This is a genomic window from Sediminibacterium sp. GW821-FHT12F12, assembly GCF_058806635.1.
Genome location: NZ_JBXAPW010000003.1, coordinates 245157 through 263393, shown reverse-complemented (window position 1 = coordinate 263393; position 18237 = coordinate 245157). Strand labels below are relative to the sequence as shown.

Here is an 18237-nt window from a genome sequence, read left to right as displayed (position 1 = left end):
GCATTACAGGCAACTCATAAATATAATAAGTTTCCTGAATTTCTCCCTTTTCTATAACTCGCTGATAGCAAATCTCTTCGCGATATTGGGGGAACTAAAATGTGGCAGATCAGTATCGCTTATTTACTTTTTTCCTCGTAAAACAGAGGTTGCTTTTCGGATAGTGCTGTAAAACTGCTCAGCCCCCGCGGGGCAAAAGGTCTGTAGAAAACAGATTCCATTTCATTTCCAGTGTGCCGTAGGTACACCACCTGCGTTATCGGTGTATTCGTTTAACATTTATAACCATAGGGTAGCCCCTCCGGGGCATCGTGGATAGTTTTTGTTATGGGGTGTTACAAACCTGTTGCCCCGCTGGGGCATATAGAAATCTCTATTAGGTGTTGTTAGAAACCGGTAGCCCCTCCGGGGCATCGTGGATAGTTTTTGTTATGGGGTGTTACAAACCTGTTGCCCCGCTGGGGCATATGGAAATCTCTGTTAGGTGTTGTTAGAAACCGGTAGCCCCGCCGGGGCATTGACGAAATTTTTTGTTGTGTGGTGTTACAAACCTTATGCCCCGCTGGGGCATGGTTTATGGTGAGGTGTATTTTTTGTAATAGGGGGTCAAATACAAGCTATAGGAATAGAAAGTTGTAAAGCCCAAGCCTGCACTGCAGCTCAAGTGTGCGACGCAAGTAAAGATGCCATGATTTCTACAGGTGGAAACCAAAAAATACAATCACGCGGCGATACTCACCTTCTCTTAAACACCCCAAAATACATATCAGACCGGTGCGCAAAACCGAGGCGTTCGTACATTTTAATGGCGCGCTGGTTGTCCCATTTTACGTGCAGGAAGGGGATCTTTCCCTGCGCAATGATCTGTTGGGTTACGAGCGATACGAGTAAAGCGCCATAGCCCTTTCCTTCATAATCGGGGTGGGTGCATACGGCACTGATCTCGGTGTATCCGTTCAGGTGCAGTCGCTCGCCGGTCATGGCCACCAGTTCTTCGCCATCGAATATGCCATGGTAATTGCCGAACTCGATGGTGCGTTGCAAAAATGGGCCGGGTTTGGTGAGGGCCGTTAATGCGAGCATGGCGGGTACATGGCTGGTATTGAGTGGCTGCGTTTCGAGCTCGCCATTGGTATAGGGGATAAAGTTTTCGCAGGTCATCTGGTGCAGGGTGGTAGAGAATTTCAGTTCCCATTCCGCTTCAAACACGATGGGCTCTTTTACCACGGCCGACCAGGAACGGTTCTCCGGCAAACGCTGGTATAATACCTGCTGCATAGCCGCGCTCCAGTTGGGTAAGGCGGCAAAGGGTGAGACTTCTTCGGGGAAATAGCCGGCCACGGCATCGCCCTGGTTAAAACGACTGTCGGCACTGTTGAGTGCCTGCCATACGGGGTTGTCTAAAAGATGCACGGGTAATTGAATTACTGAAAGGCGAAAGTACAGAAACTAAGAAATCTGGTTAATTAAATCATCTAACCTGTTGCGCTAGTATAAACACCCTGTTAGTTAGAATTTCTTGTCGCTCCTGGGCCGCTGGGCCCCGTCCCTGTTACCGGGCTGCATTGGCCTCTGATCAGATCTGCTTCGCATGATCTGATCTGTCTTCGCTTCGCTCGACACCGAACCCAATGAGGCCCGTCCACAGGGACTGAATAGAAATTTTTCATCGAACACCCTTATAAGGCAATTTTTTATTCTTATTTTTTCAAGAGCCTTGACTTTTTTTGTTACTTTTTTGTGTCAAGACAAAAAAGTAAATAGTGGGATTGCTATTCTGCTAGATGTTTAAGCATAGAACATCTCGTCTTATTTAAATAATTCAATAACAAAGGCGTAAATCAGATATAATCTTCCCTCTGGGTAAACTCCCCGTCCTCTGCGATGAAAGCAAGCTTCATTCACCGCAGAGAACGAGAGCGCAGAGGTTCGCAGAGAGGGAATTAAGCTAGCAGAGCGGGAGCAAACTGTTTTTGTGTCAGTAATTGTAGTGCCTGCTCTTTCACTTTCTCCAGTAGCAGAGGCATGGCCTGTTCGATAGCAGGTGTTAATTCAATCCCCTGTTGCTGAATGGTTTCGATGCTGACTACAAAGAGATAGATATGTGGCATTTTCTCCATCCACTGCAGGGCGCTTACCATATCGCGGAGGCCGATATCGTGGGTGCTCATGGCGCGGGGGAAGTCTTTGGCAAAACGGGGTTCTATTAAACGGATGGTGCCGGGTGTATTACCATCGAGTGTGGCATCGATGAGGATCATGGTATCGTGGTCTTCAAAATATTGCAGGAGATGAAAACCGCCGGTTCCCCCATCTACTATTTTGATGTTTTCCGGAAGACCCATCTCCTGCAGCCTGAGTGCGGTGTGTACGCCCACGCCTTCATCGCCCATCAGGTAATTGCCGATACCGAGTATCAGTATTGGGGAGTTGCTAACCATCATTTGCTTTTTGGTTTGTTAGGGGTATGGTGTTCCTCGTTCTGGAACACATCTTCTTCGATAAATTTCCAGCCACCGCCCATACTACTCATTTCGCCGCGTCCTTCTACATAATCATGGTAAAATACGAGGTATACATGTATCACCGCAAACAGGATAAAAAACCACATGGCCCAGTGGTGTACCTGCCGGGTCATGATATCGCCGCCGAACATAGCCGGAACCCAGCTGAATAACTTAGGCAGCCACCAGGTGCCCATGGCAGCATAGAGGCCAAAGCCGGTTAAACACTGGATGAGGAAAGCCCAGAACGTAAGAAAATAAATAAAACCAGCCATGGCATTATGGCCCACACTGATATGTTCTTTACCGCGCAGCATCAGGATATCGATCTTGAATACCGTCCACATTTCTTTGATGAACTTGCGTGATGTGGGAATGAACTGGCGCCAGTTGGCGTATTTGTTACCCACAAAACCCCAGTACAGGCGGAAGAGAAAATTGAAAAAGAACACATACGATGCCACAAAGTGGATCACGCGCACCCAGCCCATGGTATAACGCATGGTGGCTTCGTCTTTGCTTTGCAGGGCCAGCGGGTCTGCAATAAAAAAGCCGGTGATGATCAGCGCAATAATGGCCAGCGCATTCAGCCAGTGATAATAACGTACGGGCAGTTCCCATACATACACGCGGCGTAAACGGTGAACATGCAGGTATTTTGTTTTCATATGAATTGCTTGATGATTAGATGCCGATCCATTTCTCTCTGCGTAACCTCTGCGTTCTCCTGTTCTCTGCTGTGAATCTATCCTGCTCACCGCAGAGAACGAGAGAGCAGGGAGGTTTCGCAGAGGGGGTATTACTATTCTCCCACTACACTTACCCGGCTGATGGTTTTTCCTTCTTCATCGTACAGGTGCACACTGCAGGCCATACAGGGGTCGAAGCTGTGGATGGTGCGCAGTATTTCGAGTGGTTGTGTTTCGTTGGCCACCGGTGTATCGATGAGCGAAGATTCGTAGGCAGATAAACCGCCTTTACCATCTCTGGGCGATGCGTTCCAGGTGGTAGGTACCACCAACTGGTAGTTGGCAATTTTTCCATCTTCAATATTGATCCAGTGTGCGAGGGCGCCACGGGGGGCTTCTGCATGTCCTACACCCACTGCCTGTTTGGGCCAGGTTTTGGGATCGAACATCGTAGCATCTGCCATCCGCGTATCGCCGTTTTTGATATTGGCGATCAGTTTATCGAAGAACTCCATGCCCCACTGTGCCACCAGCACACTTTCCAGTCCGCGGGCGGCTGTTCTGCCCAGTGTTGAGAAAAGTGCGGTTACGGGTATATTCAGGTCTTTCAGGGCTTTGTCAACCACCGCTTTGTAATCTTCCCTGCCCCTTGCATAACCGATCAGCACACGGGCCAGCGGACCCACTTCCATGGCATTACCTTTCCACCTCGGTGTTTTCAGGTAACTGTATTTCTGCGTGGTATCTAAATGTTCGAACGGTGGTTTTGGACCGGTATATTTTACTTTGCTTTCTCCCTTCCATGGGTGCAGACCCAGGTCATCTCCGCCTTTGTACTCGTACCAGGAGTGTTTGATGAATTCCTGCACTTCATCGTCTTTGCGCAGGTCTACCTCAAATACCTTGCTGATATCTTTGTTGAGGATAGCGCCGGAGGGGAACTTGTAAGATTTTTCATCGCGGTAATCATTCACCGGCAGGTCGCCGTAGGCAAGGAAGTTGCCGAGTCCGCCGCCGATAGCGCCCCAGTCTTTGTAGAAAGAGGCAATGGCCATCAGGTCCGGAATATATACCTGCTCAATAAATTCTTTACCATCCTGCAGCAGTTGCTGCACATAAGCCAGGCGTTCTGCATTGATACCGCTTACGTCATCCAGACTGATGGAACAGGCCATACCGCCCACGAGGTAATTGGGGTGCGGGTTTTTACCGCCGAAAATGGCATGTATTTTTACGATCTCTTTCTGCCATTCCAGTGCTTCGAGGTAGTGGGCAAGGCCGATCAGGTTTACTTCGGCAGGTAGTTTATAGGCGGGGTGTCCCCAGTAACCGTTGGCAAAAATGCCAAGCTGACCACTCGCTACAAATTTTTTGATGCGCTCCTGTATATCACTGAAATACCCCACCGAGCTTTTGGGCCATTTGGAAATGCTCTGTGCCAGTTCCGATGTTTTTTTCGGATCGGCTTTCAGTGCATTTACCACATCTACCCAGTCCATGGCGTGTAAGTGGTAAAAGTGTACCACGTGATCGTGCATATACTGTGCGCAGAACATGATATTACGAACCAGTTCTGCATTGGGCGGAACGGTAATACCCAATGCATCTTCTACACACCTTACCGAAGTAAGGGAGTGAACAGAAGTACATACGCCGCATACGCGGCCAACAAAGGCCCAGGCATCGCGCGGATCGCGGCCGCGCAGAATTTCTTCGAGCAAACGTACCATGGTACCGCTGCTGAATGCATCTTTGATCTTGCCATTTTCGATGTCTGCTTCTATCCGCAGGTGGCCTTCTATGCGGGTGATGGGGTCTACAACAATTCTTTTACTCATATAGCAAATTGTATTGTTAACGGATGGTATTATTAAAATCAATTACCCGACTATTCGGGATTGTTTTTGTCGCTCGCGGCCGCTGGGCCCCGTCCCTGTTATCCCGCCGATGGCGGGACTGCATTGGCCTCTGATCAGATCTGCTTCGCATGATCTGATCTGTCTTCGCTTCGCTTGACACCGACCCCAATGAGGCCCGTCCACAGGGACTGATTAGGATTTTTTCTTCGATCACCCTGAATGGGCAGTCTTTATCATTCTGTACATCACATTATTATCAGTAATCAGGATTTGAGTTCTTGTTCATTTTGTTTGCCTTCGTCTTCCACTTCGCGGATCAGTTTTTTCTTGCGTATGTTGGTCATTACCGCATGTCCGGCCAAAGCCGCGCCGGTTATGCCCAGTGCCACTTTACCGAAAGTGTCTGCATTGGCTTCAATACCAAAACCGGCAAAAGCGGAGCCTCTTTCATAGAACCTGCCGTTGTCCCAGAAATTCTCTTCACTGCAACCGATGCAGGGGTGGCCTGACTGGATGGGGAAGCTGGTTCCGTTGTTCCATTTGGTAACACCGCAGGCATTATAGGTAGAAGGTCCTTTACAACCCACTTTATAGAGGCAGTAGCCTTTTTTGGCGTTTTCGTCGTCGAAGCTTTCTACGTACAAACCGGCATCGTAGTAGGGGCGGCGGTAGCAGGTATCGTGTACCCTTTTGCTGTAGAAAGCTTTGGGGCGTCCGAGGCGGTCCAGTTCAGGAATACGGTCGAAAGTTACCAGGTGAACGATCACACCGGCCATTACTTCGCCGATAGGAGGACAGCCCGGTACTTTAATAATAGGTTTGCCCTTGATCAGTTTATGAATAGGCGTGGCCTGGGTAGGATTGGGTTTGGCGCTCTGAACGCAACCATTGCTGGCGCAGCTGCCCCAGGCAATAATGGCTTTGGCACCTTCAGCTGCTTCCTCTAAGATCTGCAAAGAGGTTTTGCCCCCGATCATACAGTACACCCCGTCTGCTCCCATCGGTACGCTGCCTTCCACACATAAGATGTATTCGCCCTTGTATTTTTTCATGGTGTTCTGCATGGCTTCTTCGGCCTGGAAACCGGAAGCGGCCATCAGGGTCTCGGTATAATCGAGCGAGATCTTATCGAGCAGGATATCGGCTACAATGGGGTGGGAAGAGCGGATAAAACTTTCGCTGCAGCAGGTGCATTCCTGAAAGTGAAGCCATATTACCGGCACCCGTGGATGGGTTTCCAGCGCTTTGGCTACCTGGCCAATGGCCGTATTCTCCAGACCAATGAAGGCGGTCATCATACTGACGAAGGTGAGAAAATCACGACGGCTATACCCTTTGCGTTGCACCTCTTCGTAGTAGGTAGGTTGTTGGGTGGGAAAGATCTCGTTAGGCATGATTTGTGGGTTTAAGAGAGTACAAAGTACTCGTCTCTATACCCTTTTTAAATGACGCTTATCAGCCCCGGAAATGATTATTGTCATATTTATCCGGGATCTCATTTGCTACTTTGCAGGAGATAGTAATCCGCTAAAACCACTTTTATATGAAAAAAATCATTGCATCGCTGGCTACGCTTATTCCCTTGCTGGCACTGGCGCATCCGGGTCATGGAGAAACCGATGGGTATACCATTATCCACTATTTCACCTCTCCGCAACATGTGCTTGTAACCCTGGCAGCCGTAGCCGTTACGGGTGTATTTATTGCCTGGGAGAAAAAAAGAAAACAAAAAGAATCCTAACCCACTCCTGTACCACATGCACGAGTTATCTATTGTAATGAGCATTGTTGAACTGGCTACGGCACAGGCCGCCAATCATGATGCTACTGTAATAGAAGAGATCGAACTCGATATCGGCTGTTTAAGCGGTATTGAAATGGATTCTTTTGATTTTGCCTGGCAACAGGCTGTTAAACGAACGATACTGGAAAATGCACAACGCAAAGTGAACCGGATAGCAGGCAAGGCTTTCTGCCTGGACTGTGAAACGGAATTTGCCATGGCGCATTTGTACGATGGTTGCCCTGTGTGTGGCAGTCATCTATGCCAGGTCAAAAGTGGAAAGGAACTCAGGCTCCGATCCTTGGTACTACCCGATTAATCTCACAAAAACCAATCTTATGTGTGCAACCTGTGGCTGTGGCCCCAACTCTCACGAGCACGATCATTCGCATGATCATTCCCTGCAGCCGGGAAAAGGGAAAAAAGTAGTGGAGGTAGAGCAGGATATCCTGCAGGAGAATAACCTACTGGCCCAGCGCAACCGCGGTTTTTTTGAAGGAAGAAATATCCTCGCCATCAACCTCGTCAGTTCACCCGGTTCGGGTAAAACCAGTTTACTGGAACGAACGCTGACCGATCTGAAATCAGCACTAAACTTTGCTGTGATTGAAGGTGACCAGCAGACCACCAACGATGCGGACCGTATTCATGCCACCGGTACCAAAGTAACACAGATCAATACCGGTAAAGGCTGTCACCTGGATGCCCATATGGTATTACATGCTGTACAGGGAATGAAACTGCAGCCCGATTCTGTATTGTTTATAGAGAATGTAGGCAACCTGGTTTGCCCAGCCATGTTCGACCTGGGCGAGCAGGAACGTGCCGTAGTGATCAGTGTAACCGAAGGCGATGATAAACCGCTGAAGTACCCGGATATGTTCCACTCATCCACTTTGTGCATCATCAATAAAATTGATTTACTACCTTATGTGAAGTTTGATGTAGAAAAAGCCAAAGAATATGCCCGGAAAGTAAACCCCAAATTAGAGATCATCGAACTCAGCTGCACCACCGGCGAAGGCATGAGCCAATGGTACGACTGGCTGAAAGCAAAAGTTTTACAACCTGTTTAACCCCCGCATAATCAATGCCTGCGTATCAGATACATATTACGGGAATGGTACAGGGCGTGGGTTTCAGGCCTTATGTACACAAACTGGCCGTACAGCACCAGCTGAACGGAAGGGTGAGTAATGGCGCTGACGGCGTACATATTTACTGCAGCGGCACCCAAACTGCCGTACAGGCTTTTTATGATGCACTGATACAGCAACCGCCGGTGCAGGCCATCATCACAGATTACCATATCTGTCCGTATGAAGGAACCCTCGCGGATGGTTTTATGATTGATATGAGTGAGGATAGTGGGGAAGTGGATCTGCTTATTACGCCCGATCTCTCGCTTTGTGATGATTGTCGCCGCGAGCTGAATGATCCTGCCAACAAAAGATACCGGTATCCTTTTACTACCTGTGTAAACTGCGGTCCGCGGTATTCTATTACCACCGCTTTACCCTACGATCGCCGGCATACCACCATGGAATTCTTACAGCAATGCAGCAGCTGTAAACAGGAATATGAAAATGTGGCGGATATCCGTCACCACAGCCAGACCAACAGTTGCCCGGATTGCCGGATCACCATGCATTTGTATGACGGCTACCGGCAGGAGATCAAGGCGGAGCAGGCAGCAGCCCAGCTGGCCATGGTGAATCAATGGTTACAACAAGGTAAAATCGTTGCTGTTAAAAATACGGGTGGTTATCTGTTGTTGTGCGATGCTACCAACGCTGGTTCGATACTATTACTGCGTGAGCGCAAACACCGTCTATCCAAACCTTTTGCCCTCTTATATGCCGACCTGGAAATGCTGCAGGCAGATGTGAAACTGCGTGCCATAGAGATCAGGGCACTCAAAGACAAAACCGCACCGATTGTTCTCTGTAAGCTGAAACCATATCCTGAAAACGCCATCGTGGTGCAACAGATAGCACCGGGATTGCAGCAGATCGGTGCCATGTTACCATCCTCTCCTTTGCTGGAACTGATAGCACAGCAGTTCGGGAAACCACTGGTGGCCACCAGCGCCAACCTGAGCGGTTCCCCCATGATTTATGAAGATGCAGAAGCCTTGCATTGGTTACCGGCCATTGCCGACTATATTCTTACGTACGACAGGGAAATCGTAGCACCGCAGGATGATAGTGTGCTGCAGTTCAGCAGCCGCGGACAAAAAATCATTCTCAGGCGCAGTCGCGGAATGGCCCCCAATTATTATCCACTGCCATTCAGTAACCTGCCCAACGATACGCTGGCTATGGGAGCGGAATTAAAAAGTGCATTTGCCGTTTCGCATGGCAACCGTTTATTCATCAGCCAGTACCTGGGCGATCAGCAATCGGTGGAGTCGCAGGAGAGTTATGAAAAATCTTTGCAGCAGGTAAGCAGGCTGCTACGCTTTACACCCAAACATATTGTGGCCGATAAACATCCGCGTTACCATGTATCGCAGCGGGGGCGTGATCTGGCTGCTACCGATGCCTGCTCTTTTACCGAAGTGCAGCACCACGAAGCACATTTTGCCGCCGTAATGGCCGAACACGATCTGTTTGCACAGAAAAAACCTGTACTTGGTATTGTCTGGGATGGTACCGGTTATGGTAACGATGCACAGATCTGGGGTGGTGAAGTATTTCTGTATGATCAGGGTGAGATCAACCGCATGGTGCATCTTGCTTATTTTCCGCAACTGCTGGCAGATAAAATGAGCCAGGAGCCGAGACTGAGTGCCTTGAGTTTACTGGGAACCACCACTGCCGCCAACAGATTAAAAGAACTATTTACAGAGAAAGAGTGGGTGTATTACCAGCAACTGCTGCAACAGCCCGCCCGCCTGCAAACCAGCAGTATGGGCCGGCTGATAGATGCCGTAGCCTGTTTACTCGGGCTCGTATCCAAAAACAGTTACGAAGGCGAAGCTGCTATGAAACTGGAAGCATTGGCGCAAAGCTGCACCTATCATTCCTACGATTCTTATAGTATGCCTTTAACAGAAGGTGTGTGGAACTGGCAGCAGTTGATCAATGAATTACTAGAAGACTGGCAGCACAAAGAACCTAACGACATGATTGCCTGGAAATTCTTTTACTCGCTGGCCAAAGCCATTGCCTACATGAGCTCTTACTACGATATTGACAAGCTGGCTTTCAGCGGCGGTGTATTCCAGAATGCATTGCTGGTAGACATGATCATTGAACTGTTGCAGCACAAAAGGAAACTCTATTTTCATCACCAGGTGAGTCCGAATGATGAATGTATCAGCCTGGGGCAACTGGCCTGGTATGCCCATTTTGGCAGCCGGCCGCCTACCAGTATGGAAGCGCAAAAAAAAAGATTTGACCATATCATCGCACCGCTGATGCAGGTGCAATAACGAACCCTAAAAATTATCACCATGTGTTTAGCCATACCCGGAAAGATCACCGCCATTACCGAAGAACTGGATACCACTTTCAGAAAAGGAAAAGTTTCTTTCGGCGGCATCATCAAAGAGATCAATCTCTTCATGGTACCCGAAGCCAAAATCGGTGATTTTGTACTCGTGCACGTTGGTGTAGCCATCAATATTGTTGACGAAGAAGAGGCTCAGAAAACATTTAGTTATCTGAAGCAGATGGGGGAGGTGGAGGAGTTGGAAGATAATGATAGAATGATAGAATGATAGGATGATAGAATGATAGAATGATTTGATGAGGGGGGGTGATAGAAATATTTCTACTAACGGGGAGAGTTTTGGTTTGTTAGTTTAGTGGAAATGTTTTTTTATGACGGAGAAATCGTTGTTCATTGAAGTTTTTAAGAAACGGACAAAACAAATGGCTATTCATGCTATCCGTTTGTTTCAATTGCTCCCGAACACAGACGAAGCGCGGGTGATGGGGAAGCAGCTGGTGAGAAGTGCCTCTTCCACTGCGGCTAATTACCGGGCTGCCTGCAGAGCAAGGTCTCAACAGGAGTTCTTTGCTAAAATCAGTATCGTAATTGAAGAGTGTGACGAAACATTATTCTGGCTTGAATTAATAGAAGAGTCGAAGATCTATACAAAACCTGAACTAAAAACCTTACAAATAGAAGTAACTGAAATCCTGAGAGTCGTTTCCAAGGCAAGGAAAACACTTTCTACCTGAGTGCAAAACAAGATATTCTATCATCTTATCATTTTATCATAATGAAATACTTCTTCAAATATTACTATCCGCTACATTCACTTCATTTTTCCACTAAGAAAACTGCTCCCCCTCTGCCCACCAACCAAAACATTCTATCATTCTATCATCCTATCATTCTATCATTATGAAATACCTCTCCGAATACCGCGATCCCCAACTGGTGAAGGAATACGTGGAAGAACTACACAACATCACCACAAAACCCTGGACACTGATGGAGATCTGTGGCGGGCAAACGCATAGTTTGGTGAAAAACGGGATTCTGGATATGTTGCCCGAACAGATCACGATGGTGCATGGGCCGGGTTGTCCGGTATGTGTGACCAGTGTGAGTGTGATTGATGAAGCCATTTACCTCGCGCAGCAGCCGAATGTGATCCTTTGTTCTTTTGGGGATATGTTACGGGTGCCGGGCAGTACCAAAAGTTTGCTGGAAGCAAAAGCCGAAGGGGCCGATGTACGTATTTTATATTCGCCGCTGGAAGCGGTGGAACTGGCGAAAAACAATCCCGGTAAGGAAGTTGTGTTTTTTGCGGTGGGTTTTGAAACCACGGCGCCGGCCAATGCCTTAAGTGTGGTGCATGCCGATAACCAGGGGGTGATGAATTACAGTATTCTTGCTTCGCATGTGCTGGTACCGCCGGCCATGGAAGCGATTTTGAGCGATGAAGAGAACCAGATCGATTCTTTTCTCGCGGCAGGACATGTATGCACCATTATGGGTATGGAAGAATATTATCCTGTGGCCGAAAAATACCGGATCCCGATTGTGGTAACGGGGTTTGAACCGGTTGATCTGTTGCAGGGTATTGTAATGGCTGTACGGCAGCTTGAAAAAGGAGAGTACAAGGTAGAGAACCAATATGCCCGCAGTGTGCAGCGCGAGGGTAATCGTATGGCACAGGATACGATTCAGAAAGTATTTGCCGTAAGCGATCGGGTATGGCGCGGTATTGGCTCCATACCACAGAGCGGCTATGAAGTGAATGAACGTTACCGCCAGTATAATTCGCGTCTCAAATTTGCCATTGATATTCCGCTGGCTGAAGAGAACAAGGAATGTATCAGCGGCGATATCATGAAGGGATTGAAGAAACCCCGTCAATGCCCTAATTTCGGAACCAAGTGCAAACCCGAACACCCACTCGGAGCGCCGATGGTGAGTAGTGAGGGTGCCTGTGCCGCGTATTATCAATACAGTTTTTCCGACGAACCGGAAACAGCGAAAATTTCATCTTAAAAAAAATGACCGTGTCTGATATTTCCCAATTTCAGTTACAATGCCCCATGCCCAAATTCGATTTTGACGTGATTACGATGGGGCATGGCAGCGGGGGACTGCTTACGCACCGTTTATTACAGAGCGGTGTATTCGATATCCTCAAAAACGAACTACTGGATCAGCAACATGATGGTGCCAGTTTTGAGCTGAATGGCCGAACAGCTTTCAGTACAGATAGTTATGTGGTTTCGCCCATCTTTTTCCCGGGCGGCAATATTGGCGAGCTGGCGGTGAACGGAACCGTGAACGACCTGGCCATGTGTGGGGCCAACGCGCAGTACCTGTCGCTGGCTTTTATTATTGAGGAAGGTTTATCCATGAAAGCCTTCTGGGAAGTATTAACGGGTATCAAATATGCGGTACAGAAAACCGGTGTAAAAATTGTTACCGGCGATACCAAAGTAGTGGAAAAAGGAAAGGGCGACCAGCTCTTTATCAATACCTCCGGTGTTGGCATTATACATCCGAATGCACAAATTCATCATAAGAACATAATGGTGGGTGATAAGATTATTATCAGTGGTAACCTGGCGCAGCATGGTATTGCCATCATGAGCAAACGGGAAGGACTTTCTTTTGAAACAGATATTGTGAGTGATACTGTTAACCTGAATCATACCGTACGATCACTACTGGATGTGCTGGGTACCGATATCAAATTCATGCGCGATCCTACGCGTGGCGGACTGGCATCGGTGCTGAACGAACTGGCCGAGATCCGTAAACTGGGTTTTGTGATTGAGCAGGATACATTACCCATTGACGAACAGGTAGAAGGTGCCTGCGAAATGCTGGGCCTTGATCCTTTGTATGTGGCCAATGAAGGTTCTTTTGTAGCCGTTGTTTCGCCAGAACGGGCAGACCTGGCCCTATCCTTGTTACATGCAGATCCCAATGGCGTAAATGCCGCTATTATTGGTGAAGTAACGGAAAACCATGCGGGTAAAGTAATGCTCAAAAGCCGCATCGGCGGACACAGGGTAGTGGGTTACCTTACCGGAGAGCAGTTGCCGCGGATCTGTTAAGCTATCTCTGTGTACCTCCGCGCCCTCTGCGTCTCTGTGTTGAAAAAAACTACAAATCTTTTTCAAAACAGAGATGGGGAGATACAGGGATGTACAGAGAGAAGTTAGAATTCTATAATGAATCCCACCGAAGGTGTAAAACTCACTTCATCATTCAGTAACAATAAAGGAATGGCATTACTGCCATCTGCTTTGAGCGCTCTTCCATCGGTGGTAAGAAAAGCGGTATTGTCTGCATTGCGTTTAAACGTATAGTTGGGTGTTCCCTGGTTGCGTGCCCGGTAAAAATTGGTGATATCAAGGAAGAGATCGATGGTGGTTTTTCTGAAATTCCATTTTTTATCGATGCGCAGATCGCCGGAATGGAAAGCGCGGAGGCGCTGGCTGTTTACCTGTGTATAATCCAATAAGCCACGTCCCAGTGAGAGATAATTGGTTTTGGAAGCGATCATATCGAAAGGCGTATACGGTGCGCCACCCTGGTAACGGAATTTCATACCGAGCTCCCAGTTGCGTTTGAACTTGTAACCCCAGGTAATACTCAGTAAATGCGTATTGTCCCAACTGCTGGGCAAAGAGTAACCATTGTTGCCGCTGTACTTACTGCGGTAGTACGTGTAGGAGAAAATACCAAAGAACCGTTCGGTCAGTTTTTTCTGCGCAAACAATTCCATACCCCATGCTTTGCCCTTGCCATTGGTGGTTACGGCTTCATTACCGAGTACATCAAAGTTACTTCCGAGGTTGGCGAGCGAAATGCCGTTACGAACCGATACCGGTACCTGGTCGTAGAATTTAAAGAAACCTTCTGCAGTGATCCGAAAACCATCGTTGGGCAAATATTCTATTCCTGCTACATAATGATCACTGCGCTGGTATTTACTGTTTTTGTTTACCAGTAAACCGCTGTTGTTGGCAAAACCGAGAATAGTGTAGGGGGGTAATTTATAGTATCGGCCTACAGAAACGTTCGCCGTCCATTTATCAGCCAGTACATAACTGAACGAGATGCGGGGCGATAAAGTTTGTAAAGGGTTGTTGCCATCTGTTGTAAAACTATTCATATCCGTACGCAAACCACCGCTTACGCCCAACCGGTTGTCAAAGAAACGTTTACCCCCCTGCATAAATGCACCATAGCGCCACAGATTAGCCAATGGGCTGTTGAAGTTGACCGTAGTAGCAGGCTGAATAATATTGCCGGCACTGTCTTTCAGCTCTTTCCTGATCATCGTGAAAGAGCGGTTCTGGTATTGCACATACTGCAGCGAAGCGCCGTAACTGATCTTCCAGCCATTGATATTTTTGTTGACATCTACCCGCAGTTTGTTCTCCGTTTCGCGCGAAGTGTAATCGAGTGTGAGCTGGGAGGGGAGTTTGGTGGTATTGTCTTCGTATGACTGGATCGCATTATCAAACGCATTGCGGCTGAGTGCCCAGTTCACATATCCGTTCTTCACCAATTTTTTCAGACTCAGGCCAAAAGTATAGTTCCACTGGTTAATGGTAGGGTTGGCATTGATGATATATAATTTTTCAGGTGTTGCTTTTTTGATGGGGGCGAGACTGAATTCATCGATGGCACCGAGAGCCATGAACGACAAAGTGGTTTTGGGGTTGAGCTGGCGGGTGATCTTGGTCTGAAAATCCCAGTAATTGGGGCGGATGGGCAGATCGATGGCAGAAAACAATAACTGTAAATACGAGCGCCTGGCCGAAGCGAGGAAAGTGGTTTTTTTATCTTTCGACATCGGTCCTTCCAGTGTAGCGGATACATCGGTGGCACTGATGCGGGCATTGCCCTGGAATTTGTTGGCGTTACCGTTGCGCTGTTTAAACTGGAATACGGAGCTCAACGCGTTATCGTACCGCGCATCAAAAGCGGAAGAACTCAGTTTCACCTCTTCAATAAAAGAAATATTGAGCATGCCCTGCGGTCCGCCGGAGCTGCCCTGAGTTTGAAAGTGGTTTAATACGGGAATCTCGATCCCATCTAAATAATACACATTTTCGTTGGGTGCACCACCACGGATGATGATATCATTTCGGAAACTGCCTCCCTCGGCGCCACCACCCACACCGGGTAATGCCTGTATGGCTTTACTGATATCGAAATTACCGCCGGGATTGCTGCGGATCTCTTCCAGTGTTAAGCGTTGTACACTTAACGGACTCTCCAGCGTAGCCGCTTTGGCGGTTCGGCGGTTATTGCTGACCACTACGGCCGTGAGTTCGCTTACCTGCGGTTCCATTTCTATAGTTACCGTATACTCATTACCGGCGTTCAGGATGATATTGTATAAAGTAGTTGTCTGGTATCCCGTAATGCTAATCTCCACCGAATAGGTTTTAACCGGTATATCCGTGATGCGGAACACACCATTGGTATCGGTAATAGCCGCTTTGGTACTCCCTTTTACCCGAACCGTGGCATTGGCAATGGCTTTTTGGGTGGTTTTATCGAGTACCGTACCGGAGATCCGGCCATTGTTCTGGGCAAGGGTAATCAGGGTGGCAAAACTACAGCTGATTAATAATGATAAACGTAACAACACGCTTCCTGGTAACATAACCGATCTGTTTAGGGTATAAAATTCTGATGCTTTACCCCATTAAACAAAAAAAGGAGGTTTTGGTTTGAACCTATGTGCCTTTTACCTGATGACCATCTTACCCTTGAAGAAATTGTAATTTTACATTTTAAGTAAAACCTCCCTGTTTTCCCCTACCTTATGCAGATTCCTTTTTCCGTTTTACCTTAGTTATCCTAATCACCCCGCCAACCATGTACCAGCTGCTGTTATTTTTCAGGAACGCATGCCTACTCATGGGTGCTTGTTTGTATGCAGGCGGATGTGAGCAACAAGGCAAACTGCCCATTGGTACGGCAGCTGCGGCCGATAGCCTGTTACGGGTAAAAGGTAATGAGTTTGAAAGCGGCCAGGTGATAAAAGCCATGCACTATGTGGATTCGATGTTTCAGACCAAAACGGAACATACGGTATACGAATACACCCGCTATTACAGTACTGCGGCCTATGTAAATGGCATCATGGGCAAAACGCAGTTACAGATGTTGTATATGGACTCGCTCGTAAACCTGTTACGGCATTACCCAAAGGATGCGGGTTTAACAGATTTTCTGTCGAGTACGCTGATGGGAAGGGGGGATGTGAAATTTCACCTGAAAAAATACGCAGAATCTTATAACGACTTTTTTGAAGCGATACAACTGGCCCGCAACAGTAATGATGTATGCCGTAAAATGCGGGTACCCTATACCATTGCCATGATCCTGTACCGCCAACAGCAATGGGCGGCTTCGGGGCAGTATTTTAAAGAATCCCTGCAGTATATCGACTCCTGCGAAAAGATCATTCCTTACATCAATAACAAAAAACAGGAAGTACTCGATAATATTGGCCTCTGTTATACCAAACAGCAAAAGCACGACAGTGCCATGCTGTATTACCGGCAGGCCCTGGCACTGGTAGCACAGAATCCCCACCAGCTGGCTATTGACAGTGCTAACAGCCTTAACCGCTATGCCGCCGCCTTAGGTGTGATTTATGGTAATATGGCCAAAGTACATGCCGCAAAAGGCAATAAAGATTCGGCTGTTTTTCTCTACCGCCGCGCCATTGATCTGCAGGCAAGCAAGGGTTTTGTTATAGATGATATGCAGTTATGTATGCTGCAGCTCTCCGAGGTCTATCTCTCACAAAACAATCTTGTCGGCATGCAGCAAACCCTGCAAAGCCTGTCTGCTTCGCTGGATACAACCCGACCTTCTGCCGAGATCAGGATGGACTATGAACGGTTGATGTATGAATACTATAACAAAAAAGGAGATGCTGCCCAGGCACTCCGGTATGTAACCAGCTATATGAACAGAAAAGATTCTGCTGCCGAACAGCAGAAATGGCTGTTGCAGACAGATATCAGCAAAGAACTCAAAGACAAACAACAGCAGTTTGAGATTGACCTGTTGCAGAAGAATAATGAGTTGAATAGAACTTATCTGGCGGTATTGGTGGCACTTTCGGTACTGATCATCATTATTCTGGTACTGATATACTCGCTGTACCGATCTAGTAAAAAGAAAGCAGCGCAGTTGATACAATTCAATCAGGAAATCTCGGGTCAAAAACAGGCACTGGAGCAGGCCAACGAAGAAAAAGACCGGATACTGCGCGTAGTGGCGCATGATCTGCGTAACCCCATTGGCGGTATAGGTTCCTTAAGCCAGCTGATGCTGAGTGGTAATATGGTAACCGAAGAAGGCAGAACCTATGTACAAACCATTGCCAAAGCGAGTAATAGTGCTACCGCACTGATACAGGACCTGCTGAACAGCGAAACACCAACGCTGTCTGCCGCCGACCGCATCATGACCGATATGGGCCTGCTTTTACAGCAGGTAGTGCAACTGGCGCAGTTTAAAGCCGAAGAAAAAAAACAACAATTACAACTACACCTGCCACCACAACCTGTTATGTTATTGACTCATCCCAACCAGGTGGAGCGGGTGGTAAATAATTTACTGGTGAATGCGGTTAAGTTCAGTCCGGCAGGCGCTACTACCCATATTAGTTTACAACAGGCGGGTAATGAAATATTGATCATTGTACGAGATGCAGGTATTGGCATAAGTGCGGAAGATCTGCCCCAGGTATTCGATCGTTTCAGTTCCTTACAACGTGCAGGAACCGCCGGGGAAAAAAGTTTTGGACTGGGCCTTTCTATCTGCCAACAGATAGTAACATCTATGGGTGGCCGCATCTGGGTAGAGAGCGAACCTGGCAAGGGTTCGGTTTTTTATGTAGCACTGCCTCTCTCTTAAATGCGATGTTGTTTATATGG

15 protein-coding genes are annotated in these 18237 nt (G+C 47.7%); 9 read left to right on the top strand and 6 right to left on the bottom strand.

Going from position 1 to position 18237, the window contains the following annotated elements:
- Positions 1-735: 735 nt before the first annotated feature.
- The 5 genes from AC1RNB_RS06295 to AC1RNB_RS06275 form a co-directional block, all read right to left on the bottom strand.
- Positions 736-1413, bottom strand: coding sequence for a GNAT family N-acetyltransferase (locus AC1RNB_RS06295; RefSeq protein ID WP_493081671.1), 678 nt, complete (start codon positions 1411-1413; stop codon positions 736-738).
- A 530-nt stretch (positions 1414-1943) separates the two neighbouring features.
- Complete coding sequence (locus AC1RNB_RS06290) at positions 1944-2444, bottom strand: hydrogenase maturation protease (RefSeq protein ID WP_493081670.1); 501 nt, start codon at positions 2442-2444, stop codon at positions 1944-1946.
- A complete protein-coding gene (cybH, locus tag AC1RNB_RS06285; RefSeq protein WP_493081668.1) occupies positions 2441-3172 on the bottom strand; it encodes a Ni/Fe-hydrogenase, b-type cytochrome subunit in 732 nt (243 codons plus the stop codon). Before cybH ends, AC1RNB_RS06290 begins: the two co-directional genes overlap by 4 nt.
- Positions 3173-3306: 134 nt before the next feature.
- On the bottom strand, positions 3307-5031 hold the full coding sequence (locus AC1RNB_RS06280; RefSeq protein ID WP_493081666.1) for a nickel-dependent hydrogenase large subunit: 1725 nt from the start codon (positions 5029-5031) through the stop codon (positions 3307-3309).
- 284 nt (positions 5032-5315) lie between these two features.
- A complete protein-coding gene (locus tag AC1RNB_RS06275) occupies positions 5316-6446 on the bottom strand; it encodes a hydrogenase small subunit (RefSeq protein WP_493081664.1) in 1131 nt (376 codons plus the stop codon).
- A gap of 149 nt (positions 6447-6595) precedes the next feature.
- Here AC1RNB_RS06275 and AC1RNB_RS06270 point away from each other — a divergent pair, with 149 nt between their 5' ends.
- The 8 genes from AC1RNB_RS06270 (at position 6596) to hypE (ending at position 13374) form a co-directional block, all read left to right on the top strand.
- The gene (locus AC1RNB_RS06270; RefSeq protein WP_493081662.1) at positions 6596-6793 is read left to right on the top strand and encodes a hypothetical protein; all 198 of its coding nucleotides are present in this window, start codon (positions 6596-6598) and stop codon (positions 6791-6793) included.
- A 16-nt stretch (positions 6794-6809) separates the two neighbouring features.
- Positions 6810-7154 carry a hydrogenase maturation nickel metallochaperone HypA gene (hypA, locus tag AC1RNB_RS06265; RefSeq protein WP_493081660.1) on the top strand — a complete coding sequence of 115 codons (345 nt, stop codon included), beginning with the start codon at positions 6810-6812 and terminating at the stop codon, positions 7152-7154.
- Positions 7155-7173: 19 nt separating this feature from the next.
- Entirely contained in the window at positions 7174-7911 is a 738-nt protein-coding gene (gene hypB / locus AC1RNB_RS06260; RefSeq protein ID WP_493081658.1) for a hydrogenase nickel incorporation protein HypB, read from the top strand.
- A 14-nt stretch (positions 7912-7925) separates the two neighbouring features.
- A complete protein-coding gene (hypF, locus tag AC1RNB_RS06255) occupies positions 7926-10271 on the top strand; it encodes a carbamoyltransferase HypF (RefSeq protein WP_493081656.1) in 2346 nt (781 codons plus the stop codon).
- Between the two features lie 21 nt (positions 10272-10292).
- Complete coding sequence (locus tag AC1RNB_RS06250; protein WP_493081655.1) at positions 10293-10559, top strand: HypC/HybG/HupF family hydrogenase formation chaperone; 267 nt, start codon at positions 10293-10295, stop codon at positions 10557-10559.
- Positions 10560-10662: 103 nt separating this feature from the next.
- On the top strand, positions 10663-11025 hold the full coding sequence (locus tag AC1RNB_RS06245; RefSeq protein ID WP_493081653.1) for a four helix bundle protein: 363 nt from the start codon (positions 10663-10665) through the stop codon (positions 11023-11025).
- Positions 11026-11191: 166 nt separating this feature from the next.
- A complete protein-coding gene (gene hypD, locus AC1RNB_RS06240; protein WP_493081652.1) occupies positions 11192-12307 on the top strand; it encodes a hydrogenase formation protein HypD in 1116 nt (371 codons plus the stop codon).
- A 47-nt stretch (positions 12308-12354) separates the two neighbouring features.
- The gene (gene hypE, locus AC1RNB_RS06235; protein WP_493081650.1) at positions 12355-13374 is read left to right on the top strand and encodes a hydrogenase expression/formation protein HypE; all 1020 of its coding nucleotides are present in this window, start codon (positions 12355-12357) and stop codon (positions 13372-13374) included.
- 104 nt (positions 13375-13478) lie between these two features.
- Here the strand turns inward: hypE and AC1RNB_RS06230 are convergent, their stop codons facing one another.
- Positions 13479-15944 carry a TonB-dependent receptor gene (locus tag AC1RNB_RS06230; RefSeq protein ID WP_493081649.1) on the bottom strand — a complete coding sequence of 822 codons (2466 nt, stop codon included), beginning with the start codon at positions 15942-15944 and terminating at the stop codon, positions 13479-13481.
- Positions 15945-16159: 215 nt separating this feature from the next.
- On the opposite strand from AC1RNB_RS06230, the gene AC1RNB_RS06225 reads away from it, so the two are divergent.
- Positions 16160-18217 (top strand): tetratricopeptide repeat-containing sensor histidine kinase, encoded by a 2058-nt coding sequence (locus AC1RNB_RS06225; protein ID WP_493081647.1) that lies wholly within the window; start codon positions 16160-16162, stop codon positions 18215-18217.
- Positions 18218-18237 lie beyond the last annotated feature (20 nt).

Bases quoted from the DNA above. Each gene is read 5' to 3' on its own strand.
- hypD (WP_493081652.1), top strand. From the start codon at position 11,192: ATGAAATACCTCTCCGAATACCGCGATCCCCAACTGGTGAAGGAATAC.
- hypB (WP_493081658.1), top strand. From the start codon at position 7,174: ATGTGTGCAACCTGTGGCTGTGGCCCCAACTCTCACGAGCACGATCAT.
- hypF (WP_493081656.1), top strand. From the start codon at position 7,926: ATGCCTGCGTATCAGATACATATTACGGGAATGGTACAGGGCGTGGGT.
- hypA (WP_493081660.1), top strand. From the start codon at position 6,810: ATGCACGAGTTATCTATTGTAATGAGCATTGTTGAACTGGCTACGGCA.
- AC1RNB_RS06245 (WP_493081653.1), top strand. From the start codon at position 10,663: ATGACGGAGAAATCGTTGTTCATTGAAGTTTTTAAGAAACGGACAAAA.
- AC1RNB_RS06270 (WP_493081662.1), top strand. From the start codon at position 6,596: ATGAAAAAAATCATTGCATCGCTGGCTACGCTTATTCCCTTGCTGGCA.
- hypE (WP_493081650.1), top strand. From the start codon at position 12,355: ATGCCCAAATTCGATTTTGACGTGATTACGATGGGGCATGGCAGCGGG.
- AC1RNB_RS06230 (WP_493081649.1), bottom strand. From the start codon at position 15,944: ATGTTACCAGGAAGCGTGTTGTTACGTTTATCATTATTAATCAGCTGT.
- AC1RNB_RS06280 (WP_493081666.1), bottom strand. From the start codon at position 5,031: ATGAGTAAAAGAATTGTTGTAGACCCCATCACCCGCATAGAAGGCCAC.
- AC1RNB_RS06290 (WP_493081670.1), bottom strand. From the start codon at position 2,444: ATGATGGTTAGCAACTCCCCAATACTGATACTCGGTATCGGCAATTAC.
- AC1RNB_RS06225 (WP_493081647.1), top strand. From the start codon at position 16,160: ATGTACCAGCTGCTGTTATTTTTCAGGAACGCATGCCTACTCATGGGT.
- cybH (WP_493081668.1), bottom strand. From the start codon at position 3,172: ATGAAAACAAAATACCTGCATGTTCACCGTTTACGCCGCGTGTATGTA.
- AC1RNB_RS06275 (WP_493081664.1), bottom strand. From the start codon at position 6,446: ATGCCTAACGAGATCTTTCCCACCCAACAACCTACCTACTACGAAGAG.
- AC1RNB_RS06250 (WP_493081655.1), top strand. From the start codon at position 10,293: ATGTGTTTAGCCATACCCGGAAAGATCACCGCCATTACCGAAGAACTG.